This is a genomic window from Ferruginibacter sp. SUN106, from assembly GCF_050611765.1.
GTDB lineage: Bacteria > Bacteroidota > Bacteroidia > Chitinophagales > Chitinophagaceae > Ferruginibacter.
The window spans coordinates 577059-604009 of the sequence record NZ_JBODJC010000005.1 but is presented as its reverse complement, the minus strand read 5'-3'; the positions used below and the strand labels follow the sequence as shown (position 1 = coordinate 604009).

General features: G+C 37.6%; 24 protein-coding genes. 18 read left to right on the top strand and 6 right to left on the bottom strand.

The window, feature by feature from the left end:
• Positions 1 to 194 precede the first annotated feature (194 nt).
• The 8 genes from ACQ334_RS22110 to ACQ334_RS22075 all read left to right on the top strand — a co-directional run bounded on the left by ACQ334_RS22110 (position 195) and on the right by ACQ334_RS22075 (position 7572).
• The gene (locus ACQ334_RS22110) at positions 195 to 791 is read left to right on the top strand and encodes an ACP phosphodiesterase (protein ID WP_430990455.1); all 597 of its coding nucleotides are present in this window, start codon (positions 195 to 197) and stop codon (positions 789 to 791) included.
• A gap of 28 nt (positions 792 to 819) precedes the next feature.
• Positions 820 to 1392, top strand: a complete 573-nt coding sequence (locus ACQ334_RS22105; RefSeq protein WP_430990454.1) for a DUF2911 domain-containing protein — start codon at positions 820 to 822, stop codon at positions 1390 to 1392.
• A gap of 70 nt (positions 1393 to 1462) precedes the next feature.
• Positions 1463 to 2044 carry a DUF2911 domain-containing protein gene (locus tag ACQ334_RS22100; RefSeq protein ID WP_430990453.1) on the top strand — a complete coding sequence of 194 codons (582 nt, stop codon included), beginning with the start codon at positions 1463 to 1465 and terminating at the stop codon, positions 2042 to 2044.
• 66 nt (positions 2045 to 2110) lie between these two features.
• Positions 2111 to 3964 carry an asparagine synthase (glutamine-hydrolyzing) gene (gene asnB / locus ACQ334_RS22095; protein ID WP_430990452.1) on the top strand — a complete coding sequence of 618 codons (1854 nt, stop codon included), beginning with the start codon at positions 2111 to 2113 and terminating at the stop codon, positions 3962 to 3964.
• Between the two features lie 37 nt (positions 3965 to 4001).
• Entirely contained in the window at positions 4002 to 5141 is a 1140-nt protein-coding gene (locus ACQ334_RS22090) for a cystathionine gamma-synthase (protein ID WP_430990451.1), read from the top strand.
• A 204-nt stretch (positions 5142 to 5345) separates the two neighbouring features.
• Positions 5346 to 6107 (top strand): TIGR02757 family protein, encoded by a 762-nt coding sequence (locus tag ACQ334_RS22085; RefSeq protein ID WP_430990450.1) that lies wholly within the window; start codon positions 5346 to 5348, stop codon positions 6105 to 6107.
• Positions 6100 to 6426 carry a hypothetical protein gene (locus ACQ334_RS22080; protein WP_430990449.1) on the top strand — a complete coding sequence of 109 codons (327 nt, stop codon included), beginning with the start codon at positions 6100 to 6102 and terminating at the stop codon, positions 6424 to 6426. The genes ACQ334_RS22085 and ACQ334_RS22080 overlap by 8 nt, the downstream gene beginning before the upstream one ends.
• A gap of 27 nt (positions 6427 to 6453) precedes the next feature.
• Entirely contained in the window at positions 6454 to 7572 is a 1119-nt protein-coding gene (locus tag ACQ334_RS22075; RefSeq protein WP_430990448.1) for a GNAT family N-acetyltransferase, read from the top strand.
• 15 nt (positions 7573 to 7587) lie between these two features.
• On the opposite strand, the gene ACQ334_RS22070 is transcribed toward ACQ334_RS22075, so the two are convergent.
• On the bottom strand, positions 7588 to 8262 hold the full coding sequence (locus ACQ334_RS22070; RefSeq protein WP_430990447.1) for a sterol desaturase family protein: 675 nt from the start codon (positions 8260 to 8262) through the stop codon (positions 7588 to 7590).
• 108 nt (positions 8263 to 8370) lie between these two features.
• Here ACQ334_RS22070 and ACQ334_RS22065 point away from each other — a divergent pair, with 108 nt between their 5' ends.
• The 3 genes from ACQ334_RS22065 to ACQ334_RS22055 all read left to right on the top strand — a co-directional run bounded on the left by ACQ334_RS22065 (position 8371) and on the right by ACQ334_RS22055 (position 10821).
• Positions 8371 to 9384, top strand: coding sequence for a fumarylacetoacetate hydrolase family protein (locus ACQ334_RS22065; RefSeq protein ID WP_430990446.1), 1014 nt, complete (start codon positions 8371 to 8373; stop codon positions 9382 to 9384).
• Between the two features lie 133 nt (positions 9385 to 9517).
• Positions 9518 to 9919, top strand: a complete 402-nt coding sequence (locus ACQ334_RS22060) for a four helix bundle protein (protein ID WP_430990445.1) — start codon at positions 9518 to 9520, stop codon at positions 9917 to 9919.
• A 20-nt stretch (positions 9920 to 9939) separates the two neighbouring features.
• Positions 9940 to 10821, top strand: a complete 882-nt coding sequence (locus tag ACQ334_RS22055) for a flavin reductase family protein (RefSeq protein ID WP_430990444.1) — start codon at positions 9940 to 9942, stop codon at positions 10819 to 10821.
• Between the two features lie 4 nt (positions 10822 to 10825).
• On the opposite strand, the gene ACQ334_RS22050 is transcribed toward ACQ334_RS22055, so the two are convergent.
• On the bottom strand, positions 10826 to 11572 hold the full coding sequence (locus ACQ334_RS22050; RefSeq protein ID WP_430990443.1) for a LytR/AlgR family response regulator transcription factor: 747 nt from the start codon (positions 11570 to 11572) through the stop codon (positions 10826 to 10828).
• Positions 11569 to 14775 (bottom strand): sensor histidine kinase, encoded by a 3207-nt coding sequence (locus ACQ334_RS22045; RefSeq protein ID WP_430990442.1) that lies wholly within the window; start codon positions 14773 to 14775, stop codon positions 11569 to 11571. The genes ACQ334_RS22050 and ACQ334_RS22045 overlap by 4 nt, the downstream gene beginning before the upstream one ends.
• 308 nt (positions 14776 to 15083) lie before the next feature.
• On the opposite strand from ACQ334_RS22045, the gene ACQ334_RS22040 reads away from it, so the two are divergent.
• The 4 genes from ACQ334_RS22040 to ACQ334_RS22025 all read left to right on the top strand — a co-directional run bounded on the left by ACQ334_RS22040 (position 15084) and on the right by ACQ334_RS22025 (position 19823).
• Positions 15084 to 15668 carry an outer membrane beta-barrel protein gene (locus tag ACQ334_RS22040; protein WP_430990441.1) on the top strand — a complete coding sequence of 195 codons (585 nt, stop codon included), beginning with the start codon at positions 15084 to 15086 and terminating at the stop codon, positions 15666 to 15668.
• 61 nt (positions 15669 to 15729) lie between these two features.
• Positions 15730 to 17397 (top strand): hypothetical protein, encoded by a 1668-nt coding sequence (locus ACQ334_RS22035; protein WP_430990491.1) that lies wholly within the window; start codon positions 15730 to 15732, stop codon positions 17395 to 17397.
• Between the two features lie 49 nt (positions 17398 to 17446).
• Positions 17447 to 18676, top strand: coding sequence for a radical SAM protein (locus ACQ334_RS22030; protein ID WP_430990440.1), 1230 nt, complete (start codon positions 17447 to 17449; stop codon positions 18674 to 18676).
• A 103-nt stretch (positions 18677 to 18779) separates the two neighbouring features.
• Positions 18780 to 19823: a patatin-like phospholipase family protein gene (locus tag ACQ334_RS22025; protein WP_430990439.1), complete on the top strand. Its 1044-nt coding sequence runs from the start codon at positions 18780 to 18782 to the stop codon at positions 19821 to 19823.
• A gap of 54 nt (positions 19824 to 19877) precedes the next feature.
• Here the strand turns inward: ACQ334_RS22025 and ACQ334_RS22020 are convergent, their stop codons facing one another.
• Positions 19878 to 20585: a DUF4197 domain-containing protein gene (locus tag ACQ334_RS22020; protein WP_430990438.1), complete on the bottom strand. Its 708-nt coding sequence runs from the start codon at positions 20583 to 20585 to the stop codon at positions 19878 to 19880.
• A gap of 153 nt (positions 20586 to 20738) precedes the next feature.
• Here ACQ334_RS22020 and lysS point away from each other — a divergent pair, with 153 nt between their 5' ends.
• The 3 genes from lysS (at position 20739) to ACQ334_RS22005 (ending at position 23226) form a co-directional block, all read left to right on the top strand.
• Positions 20739 to 22262 carry a lysine--tRNA ligase gene (gene lysS / locus ACQ334_RS22015; RefSeq protein ID WP_430990437.1) on the top strand — a complete coding sequence of 508 codons (1524 nt, stop codon included), beginning with the start codon at positions 20739 to 20741 and terminating at the stop codon, positions 22260 to 22262.
• 72 nt (positions 22263 to 22334) lie between these two features.
• Entirely contained in the window at positions 22335 to 22688 is a 354-nt protein-coding gene (locus ACQ334_RS22010; protein ID WP_430990436.1) for a hypothetical protein, read from the top strand.
• 184 nt (positions 22689 to 22872) lie between these two features.
• A complete protein-coding gene (locus tag ACQ334_RS22005; RefSeq protein WP_430990435.1) occupies positions 22873 to 23226 on the top strand; it encodes a hypothetical protein in 354 nt (117 codons plus the stop codon).
• Between the two features lie 51 nt (positions 23227 to 23277).
• Here ACQ334_RS22005 and ACQ334_RS22000 read toward each other — a convergent pair whose 3' ends face one another.
• Both ACQ334_RS22000 and ACQ334_RS21995 read right to left on the bottom strand, forming a co-directional pair.
• Positions 23278 to 25791 (bottom strand): DUF5916 domain-containing protein, encoded by a 2514-nt coding sequence (locus ACQ334_RS22000; RefSeq protein ID WP_430990434.1) that lies wholly within the window; start codon positions 25789 to 25791, stop codon positions 23278 to 23280.
• Between the two features lie 237 nt (positions 25792 to 26028).
• Positions 26029 to 26847 (bottom strand): SDR family oxidoreductase, encoded by an 819-nt coding sequence (locus tag ACQ334_RS21995; RefSeq protein WP_430990433.1) that lies wholly within the window; start codon positions 26845 to 26847, stop codon positions 26029 to 26031.
• Positions 26848 to 26951: the final 104 nt, after the last annotated feature.

The window sequence follows — 26951 nt, the reverse complement described above, 5'->3', positions numbered from 1 at the left end:
AAACCCTGTACAAGCGGTAAGCAGCAGCTTTGCAAAAAAATAACCATATCTCATGAAACCCTTTGTGGCAAAGGCATTGCTCTTTTTTCTTAATAATATCTTAAAACTTGTTTTGGTTCTGTTAAAAAGTAAATATGGTTTTCCAAACCCGTTATGCAGTTATAAAAACTACCTTTAGTACTTAAGTAACCGATATGAATTTCCTGGCCCATGCACATCTTTCTTTTAATCAACCGCCGATAGTTGTAGGCAATATGATCAGTGATTTTGTAAAAGGGAAAAAACAATTTGATTATCCCGAAGCGGTGCACAAAGGCATTATGCTGCACAGGGCAATTGATACTTTTACAGATACCCATGCGGTAACACAGCAACTGAAACTTTTTTTTAAGCCGCAATACCGTTTATATGCAGGTGCTTTTACCGATGTGGTGTACGATCATTTTTTAGCTAACGACACCAGCATATTTTTAAACGATGATGCTTTAAAACAGTTTGCCTTATCAACATACACAATACTTAATGATAATTTTGCAATGCTGCCTCCCGGGTTTCAAAGAATACTGCCGTATATGAAAGAATACGACTGGTTATTCAATTATAAAAGCACATCGGGAATAGAAAAAAGTTTTACAGGCCTGGTAAGGCGCTCGGCCTATCTTAAAGAAAGTGCCATTGCCTTTGCAATTTTTAATGAACACTATGAGGCTATGAACCTGCTGTATCATGATTTTTATCCCGACTTAAATAGGTTTGCCGCACATCATTTGCAGCAATTATTAAATGCCTGATTGAATTATCTTTGAAAAAAATATTGGTATGAAAAAATTAGTTCCCGTTCTGGCGTTGTTTATTACATATTCTCTGCTGGCGATTGAGGTAACCGCTCAAACTAAATTCCCTCCCATAGACAAGTCTCCTATGGATATGAGCTACTATCCCAATGGCTATCCTGTATTAAAAATTCAGGATAAAGCCACTGACCCTTTGGTAGCAAGAGTAATTTACAGCAGGCCGCAAAAAAACGGCAGAACCATATTTGGCGATTTACTGGAGTATGGCAAAGTGTGGCGCCTGGGCGCTAATGAAGCTACTGAAATTGAATTTTTTCAAAATGTAAAGATCAATAATACTAAAGTTAAAAAAGGCCGTTACACTTTGTATTGTATTCCTTATGCTGATAAATGGACCATCATTGTTAATAAAGAAAATGATACCTGGGGCTCATTTAAATACGATATGAAAAAAGACCTTTTGAGAATTGATGTGCCCGTTCAAAAATCAACAGAAATTAATGAAGCCTTTGTAATGGCATTTGAAAAAGCAGTAACAGGTGCGTCTTTGGTGATTGCCTGGGACGATGTAAAAGTAAGTCTGCCAATAGTTTTTTAACTTCATATTCGCTATGCAAAAAAATAAAGCCGTTTGTTGGTTAGGTATAATTACCACTACATGTATTTTAATGTCATGTACATCAATTAACAGCAGCAATCCTCCCGAACTTCAAAAACCGGTGATTGAACCCGTTAATCCTTATGCTGCAGTTGACAAGTCACCAATGGATATCAGTTATTACCCCGTAAATTATCCCATGCAATTAATGAGTGGCAACGACTCTGCAGCTTTGGTAGCCCGGGTAATTTATAGCAGGCCGCAAAAAAATGGCAGAACCATATTTGGAAATGAATCGCCGCCAAAATATGTACAACAATATGGCACTTACTGGCGCCTGGGCGCTAATGAAGCCACCGAAATAGAATTTTTTAAGCCTGTAACCATTAATGATAAAAAAATTGCAAAAGGCAGGTATATCATTTACTGTATTCCTTATGCAGATAAATGGATAATTGTTTTTAACAGCAATCTTTTTTCGTGGGGATTACATACTGATACCACAAAAGACATTGCCCATGTAGAAATACCGGCAGAAAAAACAGACCGGCCCATTGAATATTTCACCATGGTATTTCAGCAATCGCCAACCGGTGCCAATTTAATTATGACATGGGATAATGTAAAAGCAGTTTTACCAATTTCATTTTAATCAGCAGCAGAAATATTTATTATTTAGCCTGCACCCGCCCTCAATTTTTTTATTGATATTTACAATATGTGCGGCATTGCAGGAATACTAGCTACTTCATCTGAAATAATACCAGAAGTTCATTTACAAAAAATGACCCGGTCAATTGCACACCGTGGGCCTGATGGTGAAGGTATTTGGAAAAACGAAAAAGGCAATGTATTACTTGGTCACCGCCGTCTTTCTATTATTGATCTGAGTAATGCAGCTGCTCAACCCATGCAGTATGCAGCCCGGTATATCATTATTCATAATGGCGAAATTTATAACTACATCGAATTAAAGGAGGAGCTGGCAGAGCATGGTTATTCTTTTCGTTCAAAATCGGATACAGAAGTAATTGTAGCCGCTTATGATTTTTGGAAAGAAGATTGCCTGAAACATTTTGATGGCATGTTCTCCTTTGCTATCTGGGATGAAAAAGAAGAACAACTTTTTGCGGCAAGAGACCGTTTTGGAGAAAAGCCTTTTTACTACTACCAAAATGAAGGGTACTTATTTTTTGCCAGCGAAATGAAAGCTCTATGGTCTGTTGGAGTGGAAAAAATAATTGAAGAAAAAATGCTGCTCAATTATCTTGCGCTTGGCCATGTTCAAAATTCAGCAGATAAAGAGCAGACTTTTTTTAAAGATATTTATTCACTTCCGCCAGCGCATTATCTTCTTTATCAACCACAGCAGCAAAAGCTTATGGTAAAAAAATACTGGCGTATTGATAAAGAAATATGCATTGATATAAACGCAGCAGATGCTATAGAAAAGTTTAATCAGTTATTCAATACTTCAATAAGCAGGCGATTACGAAGCGATGTAACAGTAGGCACCAGTTTAAGTGGCGGACTGGATAGTTCTTCTATTTTAGCCACCATGCAGGAATTGAAATTTAAACCCGGTGAAATCAAAACTTTTTCAGCCATTTTTCCGGGATTTGAAAAAGATGAATCCTCCTACATCAACCTGCTGAGCAGCGGATTAAATGTGCCGAATTTTACCACGCAACCTGCTGCAGATGGATTAATCAAAGATTTTGAAAAGCTTTGCTATCACCAGGAAGAACCTTTTCAATCCGGTAGCATATATGCTCAATACAAAGTATTTGAACTGGCCAAACAGCAACAGGTAACTGTATTGCTCGATGGACAAGGTGCAGATGAAACCCTTGCAGGTTACCACAAATACATTCAATGGTTTTTACAGGAAGTATTGAGCAGGAACAAACTGGGAGCTGCCCAAAGAGAGAAAAAAGCACTGCATAAAAATAATATCGCTTTCAACTGGAGTATAAAAAATTATTTTGCTGCTTACCTTCCCATGCATGCCGCCATGCAGCTGGAAAAAAATGAATACCTTAAAACCATTCATCAACCCGATATTAATCCTGATTTTTTAAGATTGCAAAGAGGGAAAGAATGGGAAGGCATTCACAAACCGGTGGTGACCAAGTTGAATGATATTTTACATTTTAATACCAGCGAAGCAGGCCTGGAGGAATTATTACGTTATGCCGATCGCAACAGCATGGCTCATGACCGGGAAGTGCGATTGCCCTTTTTAGATCACAAGCTGGTGGAATTTATTTTTTCGCTGCCCTCTACTTTTAAAATTCATGATGGCTGGACAAAATGGCTATTACGAAAAGCAATGGATAAAAAATTACCCCATGAAATTGTATGGCGAAAAGATAAAGTAGGCTACGAACCTCCGCAACAGGTATGGCTGGAAAATAAAACCCTGCAGGAATACATTCATGAAGCAAAAAAGAAACTGGTAACCTCAAAAATTTTGCGGCCAAATGTTTTGCAAAAAAATATAGTGCCTAAAACTGCCCATGCAGATAATAATTTTGATTGGAGATATTTATGTGCCGCTCAGATAATTTAGCCATCTTTGCAGTCTGATTTTTTTCAAAATATAAGATATGAAACTTGCCACAAAATTAATACATGCCGGCGCAGAGCCCGACCCGAGCACCGGAGCCATCATGACGCCGATCTATCAAACATCAACTTATGTGCAGGAAGCACCGGGAGTAAACAAAGGTTATGAATATGCCCGTAGCCAAAACCCTACCCGCAAAGCATTGGAAGATGCTTATGCTATTATTGAAAATGGAAAATATGCCCTGGCTTTCAGCAGCGGCGTTGCTGCCACTGATAGTGTAATAAAATTATTGAATCCCGGCGATGAAGTTATTGCTGCCAATGATATGTATGGAGGCAGCTACAGGTTGTTTACCAAAGTATGGGAGCGCTATAATATCAAATTCATTTATGTGGATACTACCAACCCGGAAAATGTAAAAGCAGCTGTAACAGCTAATACCAAATTGATCTGGGTAGAAACGCCAACTAATCCATTGATGAATATAACTGATATTGAAGCGATGGCTGCTATTGCAAAACAGGCAGGTGCATGGCTTTGTGTAGACAATACCTTTGCTTCTCCCTATTTGCAAAATCCATTAGACCTGGGTGCCGATATTGTAATGCACAGCGCAACCAAATATTTAGGCGGCCATAGTGATGTAATACAAGGCTGCTTAATGATGAATGATAAAGAGCTGAGAGAAAAATTATACTTTATTCAAAAAAGTTGTGGCGCAGTACCCGGTCCGCAGGATTGTTTTTTAGTTTTAAGAGGCATAAAAACTTTAGGCGTACGCATGAAAGCACATTGTGAGAATGGCGAAAAAATTGCCCATTGGTTACGCAATCATGCAAAAGTGGCTAAGGTATACTGGCCCGGCTTTGAAGATAATACTGGTTATGCCATTGCAAAAAAACAAATGCATGGTTTTGGTGGTATGATAAGTTTTGAATTGAAGAACGATAGTGAAGCGGAAGTAAAAAGAGTGTTGTCATCTACCCATTTCTTTTCATTAGCCGAAAGTTTGGGCGGCGTAGAAAGTTTGATCAATCACCCGGCAAGCATGACGCATGCCAGCATACCACGTGAAGAAAGAATTAAAAATGGTTTGAGTGATGGATTGATCAGGCTGAGTGTAGGTATTGAAGATGCAGATGATTTAATAGAAGACCTGGATAAAGCTATTGGATAAACATAAAGATTGTTTAATTCACTTCGTAAATAAAGTTTGCCACGGATTACACAGATTTACACGGATTGGTCTGGCCCATATCTTCTGTGTTAATCTGTGACGATATTATTTTGCTGTAAGCAAAATTTGTATTCATCCGTGTAAATCTGTGTAATCCGTGGCAACAAAAACTACAACGTAGTTTATACGATGATTGAAAATAATTTGAAAGCATTTTTAGATAGTAAGGTTGATTTTTACAATCAACCTTCTTTTATTTCTCTTGATCCCATTTGTATTCCGCACCAGTTTACTAAAAAGCAGGATATAGAAATAGCCGGCTTCTTTGCAGCTGTTTTTGCCTGGGGCAACCGTACTACCATCATCAATAAAAGTAAAGAGCTGATGCAGCTGATGGATAATGCGCCACACGATTTTTGTATGCATGAAGATCTTAAACGGTTAAAAAAAATGCTGGGGTTTAAACACCGCACTTTTAATACCACCGATCTGTTGTACTTTATTGAGTTTTTACAATTTCATTATACACATCATAACTCTTTAGAAAGTGCTTTTACTAAAGGATTACATAAAAAAGATATTACCATCGAAAACGGGCTCAAAGGATTTTACAATTACTTTTTTTCATTGCCCGATGTACCCGAAAGAACAAAAAAACATATTGCATCACCGGAAAAAAAATCTTCCTGCAAAAGATTAAATATGTTTTTACGATGGATGGTACGTAATGATACAACGGGTGTGGACTTTGGTATCTGGAAAAAGATATCTCCTTCTCAACTGGTGATACCAATTGATGTACATGTGGCAAGAGTAGCCAAAAGATTTAATCTTTTACAAAACAACAAAACCGATTGGCAGGCCGCTTTGGAATTAACCGCCTATTTACGAACTTTAGATGCCGCCGATCCGGTAAAATACGACTTTGCTTTATTTGGCACAGGTGTAATGGAAAAGTATGATTGAAAATACAGCGCTTATACAAGACATTAATAGTACACTGGCAATTGCTTTGCCCGACAAAATTTCTTTTGAAGAACTGCAGCGCCAGTTAGCCAATCATATCAATCAGCTAATAAAGAATAATTTTGAAAGCCTTGTAGCTTTACTGTATAAAATTGATGTTGATGAGAACAAACTAAAGTTGCACCTGATTGACAATCCCAACGACGATGCCGGCAATGTGATTGCCCTGCTTATTACTGAAAGGTTACAGCAAAAAGCCGTATTTAAAAAACAATTCTCTGACAAACCTTCTGCTACTGACAATGAAGAAAAGTGGTAATTTTGTACTTTCTATATTTATCCATTTATGTTTCACATTTCAGAAGTTACCGGGGCTGATGAAAATCAGTTCATCGGGTTTCCGCATACATTATATAAAAATGACCCTTCATTTATAGCCCCGCTGCAGGTAGAAATCAAAAAAATATTCAACCCGTCTACCAATTCATTTTTTCAACATGGCCATTGCACCAGGTGGCTTTTGTACGATAATAAAAAATTGATAGGCCGTATTGCTGCATTCGTAAATTTAGAAAAAGCTAACGCTACCGGCACACCAACCGGAGGCATTGGATTTTTTGAATGCATCAATAACCAGGAAGCTGCCAACACTTTATTTAACACGGCAATAAACTGGCTTAAAGATAAAGGCATGCAAGCGGTGGAGGGCCCAATAAATTTTGGTGAGAATGATAGCTGGTGGGGTTTATTGATCCAGGGCTTCAGGCCCCCGTCTATGGGCATGAATTATAACCCGCCTTATTACCAGCAATTGTTCGAAAACTTTGGCTGGCAAAAAGCTTACGATCAGTTGACCAATGTTATCGACCTTAGAAAACCTGTACCGGAACGCTTTACAAAAATTGCGGAATGGGTGGTAAAAAAACCTGGCTATAGTTTTATACATTTCAGAAAGAGGGATTTTGAAAAATTTTCAGAAGATTTTAAAGCGATATACAACGATGCCTGGCAGGATTTTGAAGGCTTTACACCAATCACTTCTGCTTCCATCTCCGATACATTTAAAAGGATGAAACCCATTGTTGATGAAAAAATTGTTTGGTTTGCCTACTATAACAACGAGCCTATCGCATTTGTGCTTTGTTTGCCCAATACCAACCAGATCTTAAAATACGTAAATGGCAAGCTTGACCTTTGGGGTAAATTAAAATACCTGTGGTACAGCAACATTAAAACGGTTGACAGGGCTAGGGCAATTGTGATGGGTGTAAAAAAACATTATCAGAATAAGGGCATCGAAAGTGCTTTGATCTATTTACTTAAACAGGAGGTGTTACCCCGTAATACATTTAAAGAAGTAGAACTGGCCTGGGTGGGAGATTTTAATGAAAAAATGCTGGCGGTGCATTATGCTACCGGTGCTACATTAGAAAAAGTACATCGTACTTACCGCTATACTTTTTAAAAGACTATTGCAAAATCATTTGAACATCAGTTCCTGCACTTTCTCTTTGTCTTCTTTTTCTTTTTTCAGATCGAACATAGTGCCAAACACATGATCCCATAAGGTAGAGCTGACGCCAAAACCCATATGATCATTTTTATAATGGTGCAGGTGATGATTACGCCACAAAGGTTTCATCCATTTAAAAGGAGGATTCCATGCATGAATGGCATAGTGCATGGTACCATACATTAAATATCCTAAAATAAATCCGGGAAAAAATGCAAACACATAAGCACTGGTGTTAAACAAACTGAATACCAGGTACTGCAGTGAGAAAACCACGGAAGCAAGAATTAAACTAGGTACAGGTGGCATAAACAACCGTTCCCTGTCACGGGGATATTCATGATGATTGCCGTGTATGAGATAAACAAATTTTGTAGCTCTTTCACTTTCCGCCACAAAATGAAAAGCAAAACGGTGAATGCAATATTCAAAAAAGCTCCAGAAAAACATACCACTTAAGAAAGTAACAATCAACTGTACAATTGCAATATGCATTACCGCACTGGTGTAATAAAGCATTAAACTGATGATGGGAATATATAATCCCCAGATAACTAAGGGATGTGTTTTGGTCAGGTATTCAAGATATTGATTCTTAAATAGCCGGGCTTGCCCTTTATTATGAATCTTCTCGAACTTCATGATATACTCTTTATTATACAAAATTAATGTTTCACTCTAAAAAACAATACTTCAATTGTTAATTTAATCGGTATTTAATTATCTATTTTTGGAAATAATTTTTTTTTCATGCAATTAGTAACTTATTTAAAAGAAGAACAGCCGCAATTGGCCATTTTAGTTAATGGTGTTTTATACGACACTGATTCCCTGCACCCCGACCTTCCCGTAAGTATGAATATGTTTTTAAACTACTGGGACGATGTAGCACCTGTGGCAAAAGCTGCTGAACAACGTATTAAAGACGGTTCTGGCAGAACAGCTTTTGGTACACCTTTCACAGACGCAATAATAATGGCGCCCGTTCCACACCCCAGCAGCTGCAGAGATGGTTATGCGTTTCGCCAGCATGTGGCAGCAGCCAGGCGTAACAGGAAAGTAGACATGATTCCGGAGTTTGACCAATACCCGATTTTTTATTTTACCAACCATAATAGTATACAAGGGCCGGGTGACATTATTTGTATGCCTGATCATTTTAAAAAACTGGATTTTGAACTGGAAGTAGCAATTGTTATAAGTAAATCGGGAAGAAATATTAAAGCCGAAGAAGCTGATGACTATATTGCCGGGTTGATGATTATGAATGATATGAGTGCAAGAACATTGCAGATGGAAGAAATGCTGCTGAACCTTGGCCCTGCTAAAGGAAAAGATTTCAGCACTGTAATTGGTCCCACACTGGTAACTTTAGATGAACTGGAACAATATGAAGTACCCTGTAAGGAAGGCCATACCGGCAAGGCCTGGAATTTAACCATGAAGTGTTGGGTTAATGGTGTTCAGGTAAGCGAAGGTAATGTGAGCGATATGGATTGGACCTTTGCAGAAATCATCGAGCGTGCCAGCTATGGTGTTAATCTTTATGCAGGTGATATTATTGGTAGTGGTACGGTTGGCACAGGTTGTTTTTTAGAACTAAATGGTACCGGAAAATTAAACGACCCTGGTTACCAGGAGCAATGGCTGCAGGAAGGCGATGTAGTGGAAATGGAAGTGGATGGATTAGGAAAACTGAGTAATACTATTGTGAAGGAAGAAAGTGATTTTTCGATATTGGCGTTAAAGAAGATTACTAGTTAGAAAAGTTACGGGTTAAAAGTGTTACGGGTTTGTTGATTGTTTGCGGATATTTTGACGCAACCTTTAAGTGGTTATCTACAACTAACAAAACAAACCCTTAACTCGTAACTTTCTTAACCCGTAACAAAAACGTATGGCCACAATAACATCATTCGAAGATTTGGACATTTGGAAAAAAGCAATTGATTTGGGAGTAATGGTTTATGAACTATCAGATAACAATTCAAAAATTGCAAAAGATTTTTCTTTTAAAGACCAGGTAAAAAGAGCAGCACAATCTGTGTCAAATAATATTGCAGAAGGTTTTGAGTATAGCAATAACAATGATTTTTGGAGATTTCTGAGAATTGCAAAAGGTTCATGTGGAGAAGTGAGAAGTTGCTTACTATTTTCAGTTAGAGTTAAATACACTACCAACGAAGAAGTAAATGTTATGATTGAGTTTGCCAGGTTATTGGGCAGCCAGATCGGGAATATGATGAAATACTTAAGAGCAAATAAAGCACAACAATCAAAAAACAAAACTAACCCGTAACACGTAACTCGGAAATTGAAATGCTACTAAAATTAAAAGATCTATCCTCTGCAGATATTCAAAATTACCTGCAGCACGCCATTGCCCCAAGGCCGATATGCTTTGCATCAACAATTGATAAAGAAGGAAACATTAATCTATCTCCATTTAGTTTTTTCAACCTATTTTCCTCTAATCCGCCGATCGTTATTTTTTCTCCTGCAAGAAGAGTAAGAGACAATACTACCAAACACACTTTACAAAATGTTGTAGAAGTACCCGAGGTGGTTATCAATATTGTGGATTATGACATGGTACAGCAAACATCGCTGGCCAGTTGCGAATTTGCAAAAGATATTAATGAATTTGAAAAAGCCGGCTTTACAATGGAAACCGCTACAGTTGTAAAGCCCCCCATGGTAAAAGAGAGCAAGATAAAATTAGAGTGCAGGGTGAATGAAGTAAAACCATTAGGCACAGAAGGTGGTGCAGGAAATTTAGTAATTGCCGAAGTGCTGGTAATGCATATTGACGAAAGTATTTTAAATACCGAAGGAAAAATTGATCAAACCAAAATACACCATGTGGCAAGGCTGGGTGGCGATTGGTATTGCAAAGTAGATGCAAACAATTTATTTAAAGTAGAAAAACCAAATACACAATTGGGTATTGGGGTAGATGCTTTACCAGCATCAATAAAAAACAGTACTATACTCAATGGTAATAATTTAGGCCAGCTAGGTAATATACATGAAATGCCTTTTGTTGATCCTGCATTTAATGATGACAAACTTAAAAATATCATTCAATACTATTCCATTAACCCGGAAGAGATGGATAAGGAACTGCATCGCTATGCAAAGGAGTTGCTGGATGCAGGTAAGGTAAAAGAAGCATGGCAGGTATTGCTGGCGGATTATTAAAGAATTATTTCAATCCTAACCTTGCCATCAGCATTTCTTTTTTGGCTTTGCTTACAGAAAGTTTTTCGCCGGTTTTTAAAACCACATAGCCGCCATCTGTTCTTAAAAACTGGGCAATACAAGTTACATTAACCAAAGTGGAATGATGTATTCGCTGAAATATTTCAGAGGGTAGCAATTCTTCCACATCTCCCAATGTTCGGGAAATAAGCATGGTTTTTTTATCGCTGATAAAAACTTTTGTATACGCACCTTCGGCCTGGCAATAAATAATAGCCGATACATCAATAAACTCATACCCTTCCCGCTGTGGCAGCGCAATTTTATGCTCAGCAAAAGGTTGCCGGATATTACGCAGCAGGTTGCTGATATGGTGACCACTGCTACCCTCATTCATTTTCCATTCCACTTTTTGCACTGCATCTTTCAGGTCGTTGGCATCAATGGGTTTTAATAAATAATCAACAGCGCTGATGCGGAAAGCCTTGGCTGCAAACTCATCATGTGCGGTGGTAAAGATGATAGAAAAATTTATCTCCCCTAAAATTTCCAGCATTTCAAATCCATTCATCCATGGCATTTCCACATCTAAAAAAACCAGGTCAGGATTTAATTTCTTTATCGCCATCATACCTTGTTTTGCCGAAGCGCATGCTTCTGCCACTTCTATATTGGGGCAATGTTGTTGCAGATCGCTTAATAATGCCCGGATACAATGTTGTTCGTCGTCGATAATTACTGACCGTATCATGTTAGTTCTTCTTTAATTGTGATTATAACAGTAGTTCCCACCGCAGTGTTATGCTCATTTTTCTTATCAATAATATACAGTTGTGCCTGCCGTTGCTGCAACAGGTTATTCAATTCCAATCTTGATTGGGTAAGATTAACTCCTTTGGATTGATGCGCTATTCCGCTGGCAGATTTATTCTGTAACGATGATGCTCTTCCAATACCATCGTCATCAATGATCACTTCAATAAAAGTTTCTTTTTTAATTACCTGTAAAGACACATGGCCCCCATTATTGTGCGGTACTATACCATGCCATATCGCATTTTCTATAAACGGCTGAATGATGAGTGCCGGAACCTGTATCGATTTTAAATCAATATCTTCATCTATATGTACTGCATAAGAAAACTGCGTATCAAAGCGCATGGCTTCCAGTTGCAGATAGTACCTGCAGGTTTCAATTTCATCAAACAGGCTGATATCTTTTTTATCGGCATTATTAAATAGTGTTCGTATTAATTTGGAAAACGTAGTAAGATACATTACCGATTTTTCTTCCTCATGTTGCTGAATAAGAGATTTAATAGAATTTAAGCAGTTAAAAATAAAATGCGGATTCATTTGTGCACGAAGGGCTTTTGCTTCCAGCTCCATCAGCGCTTTTTCGTGTACTCTTGTTTGTTGCTCTTTTTTCCTGATCCCTTTTATCCTTCTGCGGTTAAAATAAAAAAACAAGCCAAACAGCAATACCCCACAGGCAGCTTTAAAAAAAATTGTTTGCCACCATGCCGGAACAATTGCGATAATATATTCCACCGGCTTTACATCCCAGCTACCACCCTGTAGTTGCGCTTTTAACAGAAACCGGTATTTTCCCGGATCCAGTTTTGTATAAATGATCTTGCGGTTAAAATAATTGGTATAATGCCATTCTTTATCAACCGGTAATAATTGGTAGGCATACTCGATCCTTTCCGGAAAGAAAAATTCAGGAGCCGAAAAAGAAAAAGTTAATGTGTTTTGCTCATGGGATAATTTTATATTTTGTTGATCCTGAAAGCCGGTGCGGATAAAAACTGTAGCTGTATCAACAGTAATAGTATTAAGATAGGCTGCAACTATTGAAGAGTAATCATCCAGGTTAGACAGTTTAAAATATTCAAACCTGCTGCTTTGGCCTATAAACATATAACCATGGCAGTATAAAAAAGATTTATTATCGGGGCTTGATAATCCATTGGAATGATCGAACAGAAAAGATTGTTGTTTTAAATAATCATAAACTACAATGCCATTTTGAGAACGCAATAAAATGTAATGACCTGATGCACCAATAATAGCTGTGTAATCTCCCCTGATAAGGCCCCGGCTGCCATACGGCATAGAATCTACGCAGCTGAGTGATACCGGGTCAATAATACGCATCCCATATTTAGTGGTCATCAACCACAACCTTCCTGCTGCATCCAGCGCAGGTGCACAAACACCCTGGTGAGAAGGCAATCCTCCAAATAAAGACGAGTATGGTATAATTCTCATCCTCTTTTTATCCAGATTAAATTGTGCAACCCCTTCCTTACTGGTTAAATACAGCAGGTCTCGTTCATTATCATACCAGGCAGATGCACTTTTAATCTCAACCCCATCAGCTTTAATAGCCGGGCAACGGATAGTGTCAACCGCCAGCGTAAAATGATTGATAAGATAAATAACCCCATCAGTTTTCTTTATCAGTATATTGCCAGTACGGGTTGTAGCAATATCCGTAAACCTGTCTTCTGCTCCAAGCCATGCAAGTGCCGGTATTTTTTTTTCTACTTTGGTGAAAAATTTTTCTCCGGGTTGCAGCACATGTACTTTCCACCCTGCTGTCCATAACCTGCCGCTGCCATCTTTGGTAACTTTATTATCAATGCACGATCCGTAATTATAAAAATTGTTGATCAAAGAAGTATTGAGTACTGCTTGCTGTATAAAATTAGTATCGTACACATGAATACCAGTTGAACCTAAAAAAGCAGCATTAAAAAAATCACTGCTGCTATCAAAATACATACCCCTGATTTTTGGTGTATGAAAATTATATTGGGTAAGGTTAGGTACATCTACTGTTTGCAGACGGAATTTTTCCGGAACGCTTACATAAAGTATTCCCTTTTGAAGCAGCCATATATTATTATGCTGATCCGTTGTTGTGTACCTTGTTTCGTCTTCCGGATAATTAACTCCCGATGCATTAAAATAAATCACACCATTTGTTTTGGTATCAAACAGGGCTGTTTTACCGTTATAAATACCAATCAGGTATTTACCGGTTGTTAATTTTACAAATTCGGGGATGATGTAACCATAATATACATTTCCTGATTTGTAAACTGCATCCCGTCCAAAAACAATTGCAGCCTTTCCTGTTTGTGAATTATACTTCACAAATCCACCGCTCCAGGAATTAAACCAAATGATACTGTCATTTGCCACATCCATACGTTGCACATCAATCTCGTTTTTATTGGTGGTAAAATTAGGATTGTATTTATGTGTGATGTCAGTAACGATGTCAAAGTTGCGGCTAAATGTTTTATTTATTTTATCCAGTAAATAAATACCATTGTATGTACCCACCCATAATTTAGCGGTATCTGTAGCATGTGCTGCAAAACTTATTACGGAGTTTAAACGATTGTCTTGCCAGCTATCTGGTTTTGTAGCATCCAGGTTGTAGTGAGATAGTATATTTTTATACGGATCATATATCAATAACCCTCCAAGTCCGGATCCTGCATAAACAATACCATTATTATCAAGATACAAAGCATTAGTGCCCGGGTTAAACAGCTGGTTATTATCCAGGTAAGTATAAGTAAAACTGGTATAGCTTTTTGCCAGCCTGTTATAGTAATAAAAACCTGTTGGGGTGCCGATGTAAAAATTATGTTGCTTGTCTTCTGCCATTGCCGATATCCTGCTTAATCCAAAACCATTTGCCTGTGGCAATGAGGGGTGATAAATAATATCCGATCCATCAAAGGAAGTTAAACCCCTGCCGGTAGAAAACCACATTAATCCATCTTGCGAAAAAAAGAAATATTCTGAAGTAATGGGCGGCATAAAAGGATGCGTTACCTGCTTAAACACGGGTAATTTATTGCCCGGAAAATTATCCTGTGCCTTTATAAAAAAAGCAAACAATAAAAATATTGCTGTGGCAACGTATCTCATCAATTAAATTAAGTCTCTAAATCTACTTTATTCCTGTTGCTTTTTATAATTCAGTTTGGCTGTTGGCAGGTTTGTTCTGATAACCAACACTATTGATTATACAACCCTCAGCCTGCAGCAGCTCATCCTTATTTTTTTCTGCTCCCATTTTCCGGCAACGGCTTAATATTTACAATTGCCAACTCATAAAGGCCAACTGCAAATTGTCTGTTTGAATACTATACTATTAAAAATAGTTTAGAGGAAGAAAAACCTGGCCCGAGTACAACAATAATTAACAACATTCTCTTTAACCTTAAACCGCTTTTATGAAAAAGCTACTGTGTATAACACTGCTTCTTTTTTTTAACTCCGGCGTATACTGTCAAAAGATAAACACCTTAAAATTTGCAATTCAATTGGGAGCTGCCTTTGCAAACAGCAGGCAGGATGAAGTAAACCAGTCTTATAGCGTAACAGAAAAAACAAAAACCGGTTTATTGGCAGGTTGCTTTTTAAATTATACTGTACGCAAAAGCTTGTTATTGCAACCTGCATTATTGTATGTACGTAAAGGCGCAAAACAACATTTTCAAAATACGTATGCCAACCCATTGGTGTATAATTATATCGAGATACCATTGAATATAGTTTATACAACCAAAACCGGTAACAGCATTTTTGGTTTAGGTGGCGGGTTATCTCCTGCTTTTAAACTTAATACTATACTAGCAACAAACGAAACAAAAAATTTCGACCTAGGAGTTAATGCACTGGCAATGTACCAATGGGCAATCGGGTTTTCAGCAAATGTGCGCTATACTTACAGCCTTCTTAATACAAGTGCTGTAAAAACTAATATCAGTAAAATACAAAATTCATATTTCAGCATTACTGCCGGTTACGAGTTTTAGAAATTTTTCAACAATGAAATAGCATACAGCAATCATTTTTTAACCGCCTAAATATTTTTTTATGCCCGTCTTCAAAAACAACTTGTCTTGTTTACTGGCCGCATTAATCTCAATCGGTTTATTTGCCGCCTGCCACAATTATTACAAAGCTGTGCCTACACCAGCCACTAACAGCAATGAAAAAGCTGCAACTGTTGACAGCCTTAAACTGCAGAGCAGGTATTTTGTTTTACGCAACGGCAGTTTATCTTACCTGATGAATAATATTGTAATAAGTGAGGATAAAAAATCACTTACCTGTAACCTGCAAACACTACCAGAGAATCACCAGCTACATTTAGTAAAAGGCAGAAGGGGAAAAATGCAATACAATAAAAGCAATACCAACGACCTAACGGTTTTAAATGAAGTGCATTTTTATATTGCATCAAACGAAGCCACTGCAACAGGCAATTATACCCTGCAGCTGGATAAAGTAGAAAAAATAGAAGTGATTGAAAAAGATAAAAAAAGAACTACCAGCAGTTATGTAATTGGTGCCCTTGGATACACTGCAGGCGGATTGGCAATAGCATTTATTATAGCTGCGGCATTAAAAAGTTCCTGCCCGTTTGTAAGCGCATACGATGGTAACGATTTTACATTACAGGGTGAAATTTATGGTGGTGCCATCTATCCGCAATTAGCAAGGCATGATTATATGCCATTGAAAATGGCGCCGCTGCAGGATGGTTCTTTACAACTTAAGATAAGTAATGAATTACATGAGCATCAATATACCGACATGGCAGAGCTTTGGGTGATCACCCATGATAAAAACAGCAAAGTATTTGCTGATGAAAAAGGAAATTTATTTACTGTTACTTATCCGCAAGCGCCTGTTACCGCAAGCCTGAATACAAAAGCAGATGTTACCGGGGCTTTACAAAATGCAGGTGACAATGCCTTATTGCATATGGATGATACTGCAGCCAACGCCACTAACGAAGTGATAATGCAATTCAATAAACCGGCAGGCGCAAAAAAAGCAAAGCTATTATTGAGCTTAAAAAATTCCTATTTTCTCGACCTGCTGTATGGTGAGCTGGCAAAAGGTTTTGGAAATTATTATGGCACTTACATTAAACAACAGCAAAAAAAACCTGTAGCCGAATTATTACAATGGACCAAAGAGCAAAAAATACCTTTAGAAGTTTCGGTAAAAACAACTACTGGCTGGAAAATAATAACCGATATCACTACCATTGGCCCACTGGCCACCAGAAATATAGTGGTACCTGTTGAACTACCTGAATCTGCTGAAAATTTTACTGCAATAAAATTATCCAGTGGATTTATGTTTTGGGAAATTGATTATGCAGCTATTGACTATTCGCAGGAAAATACTTTCAGTGTACAAAAAATAACAGCCCAAAAAGCAACTGATGAATTGGGGAAAAATGTTTTGCCCGATCTGCAGAAAGAAGATGCAGTGTATTTAGCACAACCAGATATCGGCAATACCGCTACTCTCACTTATACAGCTACCCCTTTAAATGATGCTGCCAAAACACGTACATATATCCTGCACACAAAAGGTTATTACGAACATGTAAGAGATTTTAAAAACAAACCCAATATCAGTTTCTTAAACCAGTTTAAAAAGCCTAACGCATTTCCTTTATTTGGTATGCAGTTGTATAAAAAAATAAACATTGAGAATATGAAGACACTGGCAAAATCTAACTAAACTGTTTTACTACTAACAAAAAACATTCAGCCGATAAACATTAATAATTATGGAAACAGCCATCAGTTTACAACAAATACCAGGTACAAAAACATTTAACCTTACACCAAAAATTATCAATCAGCCGGCAGTGGATTCTTTTCAGCCGGGCAGTATTGAAAAAGGGTTGATATGGATGCTGATAAAACTGCGGATCTTTTATTTTGCCTGCATTATCTTAAAGCAGCCCGGTAAAGTATGGAATACCTTTACAACAATGATCCGCCTGCGTAATAATGTTTGGGCAGGCGATTTAAAAAAGATCTATAAGATAGATGGCAAATATTATTTTAACCAGTACACACCCGGCTGGCCATCTAAGGCTTATGATAATCTTATAAAAAGCGAATTACGGCGGCATGCTTCGCCGCTTACGGTTACAGAAAAACTGTCTTTTGTTTTTCTTGCCATTACAAGAAAATGCCCCATGCGTTGCGAACATTGTTTTGAATGGGACAACCTTAACCAAAAAGAATCTTTTACCAAAGAGAATCTGTTTAAAGTAGTGGACCTTTACCAGCGTGAAGGGGTATTGCAATTTCATTTCAGCGGTGGCGAGCCTATGGTTCGTTTTAAAGATCTGTTACCATTGATTCAATATACCAGTAAAAAAAGTGAATGCTGGGTACTTACTTCCGGTTTTAATTGTACAGCCGAAAATGCAAAACTATTAAAGAACGCAGGCTGCAAAGGAGTGGTAATAAGCATTGATCATTACATACCCGAACTACACAATATGTTCAGGGGCAATGCTGCTGCATTTGATAGCGCCATAAATGCTGTAGCAGCTGCACGCCGGGCAGGCATGGTGGTATCACTTAGTGTATGTGCTACAAAAGCATTTATAGATGGTGGCCATTTAATACCATATATGAATTTTGCAAAAAAGCAGGGCGTGCAATTTGTTCAGGTGCTGGAACCAAGGAGCGTAGGCCACTACGAAGGAAAAAATGTATTGCTTGATGAAAAGCACATTACAGAGCTGGAACAAATATTTAAAATGGTTAACCACTCTCCCTTATATACAAAACACCCTACCATGCTGTATCATGGTTATCATCAGAGAAGAGTAGGTTGTTTTTCAGGAAGCCGTAGTGTGTATGTTGATTCTGCAGGTGATGTGCATGCCTGCCCTTTCTGCCATACCAAATCGTACAACATTATTCAACTCATTCGTTGCAATCAAAAAAAATTACCGGCTAAAGAAAATAAATGTCCGCAGTTTGATAAGATCGCTTAAAAGAAATCCCTGCCTTCAAACTACTGCTATTGCTTCTTAGGCAGATTAAAAAATTAATCTGCCTTTAACTTTTATTGCAGCCGCAATTTTCTATTTTCACCAAATGAAAAAACTAATCGCTGTACTTTTATTTCCTGCGCTTTGCTTTGCCCAAAAAAAATATGATTATAAAAACCTGGTGCTTGAAGGCGGGGGTGTACGGGGATTGGCCTATGCAGGTGTATTCAGCGTGCTGGAAGAAAAAAATATTTTACAACATATCGAAAATGTAGGCGGTTCTTCTGCAGGTGCTATTGCTGGCATGATGGTGAGCATTGGTTATTCTGCCGAAGAGATTGACAGCCTTATGATAGAACTGCCTATACAAAAATTTAATGATGGCAAAGGAGGCGTTGTAGGTAAGTATAAAAGATTTAAAAATGCATACGGTATTTATAAAGGAGAAGAATTTGAAAAATGGTTACAGCAACTGGTAGCCCATAAAACAGGCAAACCCTTATTAACTTTTGGTCAATTACATCAACTGCATTTAAATAACAACAATTATAAAGACCTGTACTGTACCGGCACCAATCTTAGTAAACAGCAGCTGGAAATTTTTTCCTATGTTACTGCTCCGGATATGCCTGTTACACTTGCTGTAAGAGTAAGTAGTACCATTCCCATTTATTTTGAACCGGTAGCTTTAAACAATAATTTGAAAAAAATAAAAAAATCAGATTCAAGTTCGTTTGTAAATTTTTATGTGGATGGAGGCATGCTATGTAATTACCCCATCAATTTCTTCGATACTTCCGAAAGCAATCTCAATCCTTTATTATCTGATAAAGTAAGATTCAATACACAAACTATTGGTATTAAATTAGAGCGCCCGCAGCAAATAGATTCTTTAAATAATAACAATACTCAAATACCGGCTTATGATATCAATAAGCTTTCAGAATATTTTTCAGCCTTGGTTAACCTTCTTATGGAAACCATTAACAGAAGATATCCTAACCTTGAGAATGAAAAAGGCAGAACAATATATGTGAGCCAGGGCAATATCTCATCCAAAATAAAAAAAACAAAGCAGCAGGATAAACTGCTGCTTTATAACAACGGCGTTAAGGCCGCTAAAGATTTTTTTTCAAAACAAAATAAATGACCGTATTTGCGAAAAGGCTAACTCCCGCTTAGCAATTCACAATTCACATTTTTACTAATTCCACTTTTGCCCAAATACCTTCTTTAAAATATCCGTTGTTCTTGCGGCAATATTGGTGCGGATATTTTTTTCTTCAATAGCTACCAGGTCAAATAATGCATCTGTTGCTTTTCCGGTTACAAAATTGGCCAGGTCGGGATTTATTTTTTTAATAGTAGTAGGGAAATTATTGTACTTGGTAATTACATCGCCGTAATATTTGGTAGCATCTACTTTATCCAACGAAGTTTTTATCACCGGTAAAAAAGCTGCTGTCAATTGATCTAAAGTTTTCTCCCTGAAAAAATGTGTAGCACTGGTATCGCCATTTTTTACTAATCCAATTGCATCCTGCAAAGTCATACTTTTAATAGCATTAACAAAGATGGGTTTGGCATAACCTGCTGCATCTTCTGCGCCACGGTTAATTTGTAAAATAGCTTTATCCACCAGGTTATTAAAGCCCAGGCTACGTAATGTATTTTCTACTTTTTTGGCATCAGGTGGCATTAAAATTTTATACAGGGCATCTTTAAAAAAGCCATCTTCCTTATTTAGTTTCAATACCGCTCCCGCCAATCCCTGGCTTAAAGCTTCTTTAATACCCTGGCCAGCTTCTGCTTCGGTAATGCCGCCAAGCCCGGTTGCCTGGGGTAATTTGCTTAAAACATCACAGCCACTTAACATTGCCACACTCATTAATACAAGTAATAATTTTTTCATTTTTTATAGAATTTTATTTTTTAAAGGTAAACCAATATAGTGCCAGTTTACTTATTCTGCTATTACAGACAGCAAATATGGACGATTGGGTTGCATAAAGTATCTTTGCCGCCCTGAACGGTTTATAACCGGCAGGTATATTTAAAATAAATTATGAGCACACAACATTTATCAGAACAGGAGATCATCCGCAGGGAAAAATTAACAGAACTGAAAAAACTGGGTATTGATGCCTATCCGGCACCATTGTATCCAGTTAACGCTACTTCAGTTTATATAAAAGAAAATTATAAGGGGGAAGAAAATAAAGCTGACTTTGCTGACGTGTGCCTGGCAGGCCGCATTATGAGCGTACGTGATATGGGCAAGGCCAATTTTGCAGTAATACAGGATGCCGTAGGAAAAATTCAGTTGTATATTAAACAGGATGATATTTGCCCCGGTGAAGACAAAACTATGTTTCAAACCGTTTGGAAAAAATTGCTTGACCTGGGTGATATCATCGGTATTAAAGGATATGTATTTACTACCAAAACCGGCGAAACATCGGTGCATGTAAAAGAATTCACCTTGCTTTCCAAATCATTAAAACCTTTACCGGTAGTAAGAGAAAAAGAAGGCGAAACTTTTGATGAAGTTACTGATCCCGAATTCCGTTACCGCCAGCGTTACGCCGATTTAATTGTAAACCCGGGTGTAAAAGAAACTTTTATCAAGCGAACTAAAATGGTAAATGCCATTCGTGAATTTTTAAACGAACGTGGCGCATTGGAAGTAGACACACCAGTATTACAATCAATTCCGGGTGGTGCTGCAGCAAGGCCTTTCACCACACATCATAATGCATTAGATGTACCTATGTACATGCGTATTGCAAACGAATTGTATTTAAAAAGATTGATCGTGGGTGGTTTTGAATGGGTGTATGAATTCAGCCGCAACTTCCGCAATGAAGGTATGGACCGTACGCACAATCCTGAATTTACTGTGCTGGAATTTTATGTGGCCTACAAAGATTATGAGTGGATGATGGATACTACAGAACAGATGTTGGAAAAAGCTGCCCTTGCTACCAACGGTGCTACCAAAGTTGTTGTAGGCGATAAGGAAATTGATTTTAAAGCGCCGTACAAAAGAATTACCATGTACGATGCTATTAAAGAATATACCGGTTTTGATATCAGTGAAATGGATGAAGCAGGCATTAGAAATGTTTGCAAGGAATTAAAAATTCATGCTGATGAAAAATGGGGTAAAGGAAAATTGATTGATGAAATTTTTGGTAGTAAATGCGAGGGCAATTATATACAACCTACTTTCATTACCGATTATCCTGTGGAAATGAGTCCGCTTACAAAAAAACACCGTAGCAAACCCGGATTGGTTGAACGTTTTGAGCTGATGTGTAATGGTAAAGAAATTGCCAATGCCTATAGCGAATTAAATGATCCGTTAGAACAAAGAGAACGCTTTGAAGAGCAGGTAAAATTAATGGAACGTGGTGATGATGAGGCCATGTTTATTGATCATGATTTTTTACGTGCATTGGAATATGGTATGCCACCAACAAGTGGTATCGGTTTTGGTATCGACAGGATTGCGATGCTCTTAACCAATCAACACTCTATACAGGATGTATTATTTTTCCCAATGATGCGGCCTGAGAATATGGAGTAATACAGCTCATAATTTACCACTTGTAAAAGCCGGTTTTAAGTATTAATTTTCATATAACTAAAAACAAGCTATATGAAACAGTTAATATCTTCCAGGATAGCCGGCATTATTTATGCCCTTGCCATTGGTAGTTTTGGTGTATTGCATTTTGTAAATGCTGAAGAAATGAAAAGTGGTGTTCCTGATTATATACCTGGCGGAATAGTGTGGATCTATATAACAGGCACTTGTTTAATTCTTGCCGCTATTGCCATCATTATAAATAAAGCTACCCGCCTGGCCTGTTATTTATTGGCAGCTATGTTATTGATATTTGTTTTTACCATTCATTTAAAGCATTTGGTAAACGGCAATTATACTAACATTTTAAAAGATACAGCAATGGCTATGGCTGCAATTCTGGTTGGTAATACTGCCTCGGAATAACTTATACAACCAGCCTTGTTTATTTTTATTATGTTGCTTCATTAACCAGAATGCGATAGGGTATTTTTTTGCCGAAGATAAAATCTGTATGCTGCTGTTATATTTGCCTTGCACAAATACACTAAAACTCTTGCAAAGCCCGTTATTAAATACTATTTTTCTATTTGAACCAAAAAACTATATAATGAAATCAATTATTCCAACAAGAATTGCAGAAATGATTTATGGTCTTGTAATGATTGCCTTTGGCCTTTTACATTTTAAATATGGAAAAGGAGGCATGGGCGTTCCATCCTTTATGCCCGGCGACCCATCAATATGGATGTATATTACCGGCGCAGGATTTCTGCTTGCAGGAATTGCAATTCTTATAAATAAATTTAAAAAGCTGGCCTGTTATTTACTGGCATTAATGCTGTTTATATTTATTCTTACTATTCATCTTATGCCTGCTATTAATGATCATAATTTTGCCCAGCCTTTAAAAGATGCAGGATTGGCAATGGCGGCTATTATGATAGGCAACGCTTCTAAATAAAGTCATTTTATGTTATAAAAAAGGGGCAATTAAAATTGCCCCTTTTTATTCCTATGCTTTTTTATGATGCCTGTTTTTTACCGTAAGATAATCCAGGAAATAAATTACTCTTAGAGATAAGCTATTAAACTGTGTGGAGTTATTATAGTTATTTCCTTTTGCAGTGTAATTCAGGTTATCAAAATAATTTTTTTCAAAATCCCTGCGGAAGTTTTCGCCAATATTTTTCCAAACCACATTAATAAAACTGCCTTGTGCAAACTGCCAGGTATACACCAGGTCGGTACTTAAGTAATTATAATTTTGATTGCAGTTGTTGTGATAGTCAAAATTAGGGGTTTCCAAATCACCATTCAGGTTTAACACATAAAATTGCAATGGTGCTACTTTACTCCAGGAATGCCTGCTGTTTAAAGTAATACCCATTTTATTGGTAAAATTGTATTTAACTGTTAAACCGGTGGATACATTGCGGTTATCTCTCCGGCTGAATATTACAGTATCCATTGCTGAAGTATTGGATGCATATAAAGTTTCTGCCCAGCCTGGTTGATTGGTATTATTTTCATCATTTGCCTGTATGCTTACAGAGAATTTACTATTGAACCTGATCTTACCAAACAATCCCCAGGCAAAAGTTTTACGTTTGGTAACAGCGCCTTCGCCTACATAAAAGTTACCACCCCATGATAATTTTTTGGCCTCATTACTATTCCATTCTCCGTTAGCACCTACCCTGCCTTTATTATGAAATACCCTTCCATAAACTCGTGGTTCATAAAAATCATTATAGTTTGAAGCGGCATTTAAGTTTAAGCCAAACTGCCAGAGATTTTTAAGCTGCCCGTATAAATTATAATTAAAACGAAATGATTCAAACATCATCGATTTACGTTTTAAGATATCAATCGGCGAAACTAAGCTCAACACATGTGCATTGATATTTGAACCCAACCTGTTGTACCATTTAGTAGGTTTGGTCCAGTTATAACCCATCCAGATACCATTATGCATCTCATTATTGTTGGTAAAATAAGCAAGATCACTGTTATCGTATTTACTGTTGCTTAAATCCTGCCAAACATTAAAATTAAAATGGCCACTTGTTTTTCCGAAATAAACGCTGTGGGCATAGCCGGTTTTTGTTTTACCGTTTTCAAAAATTTTACTCATGCTCACATTACCACCCACGTTCCATTTATTTTTTTTGTCGTTAAAATCAAATAACAATGCGCTTACATTAGCGTCTCTGTCTTTCCCACTCCTTAAAGTGCTGGTATTAATAAATGAGATGCTGCTGTTGTGTTTAAATGTTTGGTCAAACACTAAAACATTATAATTAGTTAATGGATTGGTTTCCACCTTACGGGTTTTTTTACTATTTAAATTTTCAATTTCGGCAAATTGCGGACGGGTGATAGCATTAAGCATACCAATACCTAATCCTTTTTGTGTGCGGCCGCTGATCTTTGTAGCATTATACAATTTACTTTGAGATGGGTTTTTATTAATCTGTTCATTACCGCCAACACTAAAATCGTAGCGGTGTATCGGCTCCCCGCCAATGCGCCTGCTGTAAAATAAACCACCCTTATTAAACAACTCGGTGCCTTCTGTAAAAAATGCCCTGTTCTCTGTAAATTTTTGTTCAAAAGGAGTAAGGTTTAGGGTAAGGTTATCCGATTGTACCTGTCCAAAATCGGGTATCAAAGTCATATCTAATGTAAAAGCCTGGTTTAAGCCGTATTTAATATCCATACCACCGTTGATGCTGGTAGAATTTTTTGAGGTTCCGGGAATTACCAGGCCATCATGATTTTGATAGGTTGAAAAATAAGGAGAAAATTGTAAGCGCATTGGAGGTTTAATATCCTGCAACCCCAATAACATACCTTCCTGCGTTAAAAAGCCATTGGCATTAGGGTCAATAGATTGCCAGAATAATTGTTCGCCACTCTTTTGTCTGCGTCGAACAATATTTAAACCCCAATCCTGTATTTTTTTATTACCGAAGCGAATGGCTGAATAAGGCAGGAACATTTCAAAACTCCAGCCATCGCTGTGAATCTGTGCACCGCTTTGCCAAACGGCATTCCAGCTAAAATCTTCACTGTTACCGTTGGGGTTGGGTGCTTGTTTGGCATCCATCTGTTCGCCAAGTGGTGTAATAAAATATTCAAAGCCGTTGATCTTATCGTTATAGGTATCAAAGATCACGCCTACAAAATCGTTATTACCAAAACCGTCACGGCCGGTCAATTCAGAGGCAATACTGTCTTTATATTTTTCATGAAAATAGCCGCCGATATAAAGGCCTTCGTCATTGTACAAAAAATACACTTCACTCCGGTTATCGGAATTTTCGGGTTTAAACGGTGTAGGACGTAACGCTACAAATTTATCTGCTACCTGTGCGGTCTTCCATTCAGGCTCATCCAGGTTACCATCAATTTTTAATGATTTTGAAATGCGTTGTGCAGTAATTTTTTTCTTTTCAGTCTGGCTGAAAGCGGTAGCTGTAAAGAGCATGCAGCAGCACGCTACTTTAATGTTAAAGAAGTTCATGGCTATACTTTGGTTTTGTTGAGCGAAGCACTATTCATGGCGAAATAATGCCGGTACGAAATTAAACGTACAACCGGGCAGAAATGTTACCGCTCATCAAAACAAAAAAGTATTTAGGCTTTTTTTAACAGGAAAAAGGGGAAGAGGGGGAAAGCTGCAAGGGCGAAGCAAACAGGTACAAACAGCATGCTCATCCCTTGCAGCTATTCCCCTTGAAGCTATTCCCTTGTAGCTTGTTTATACAAACAAATCATTATACAATTGTGCGCCAGGCACTACTGAGTATTTACTTAAATCTGTAATACCTTCTTTGGCAAGCACTTCTTCATCAATAAAACTATTGCCACTACAGGTAGCAGCTGCTTTACTTAAAATGTAAAAAGCAGCATCGGCAATAATATCCGGTGTGCGGCTCATCTTCATCAGCATTTCACCACCCAATAAATTATTTACTGCTGCTGTAGCTATAGTGGTACGTGGCCATAAAGTATTAGCAGCTATATTATATTTTTTTAATTCGGCAGCCAGGCCAAGTGCAATCATACTCATATCATATTTGCTGATGGTATAGGCCAAATGGTTAGCAAACCATTTCATATCCATATTTATTGGTGGCGATAAATTTAAGATATGTGCATTGGTAGATTTTTTTAATAGTGGAATACAAGCCCTGCTTACCATAAATGTTCCTCTTACATTTATATCATACATAAGGTCAAAACGCTTGGGTTCTGTTTGTTCTGTAGGTGTCAGGTTAATTGCCGATGCATTATTGATCAGTATATCAATGCCGCCAAATTTTTCCACTGTTTTATCCACCACATTTTGAATCTGGTCTTCAAACCGGATATCGCATTGTACTGCTAAAGCCTTTCCCCCTGCAGCTTCCATTTCTGCTGCTGCAGAAAATATAGTGCCTCCCAGCTTAGGATTTTCTTCCACGCTTTTACTGGCTATTACAATATTGGCGCCGGCTGCGGCTAACTTTAAGCCAATGGCTTTACCAATGCCTCTTGATGCACCGGTAATTATTACTGTTTTATTTTCAAATGACATGCTTCGTTAATTTCCTCAAATCTAATTAAATAAGGCATTGCCTCAGCTAATCGCTGCCATTAATACATTTTTTTCTGCTTTGCAGAAAAGTTGGCCACGAATTA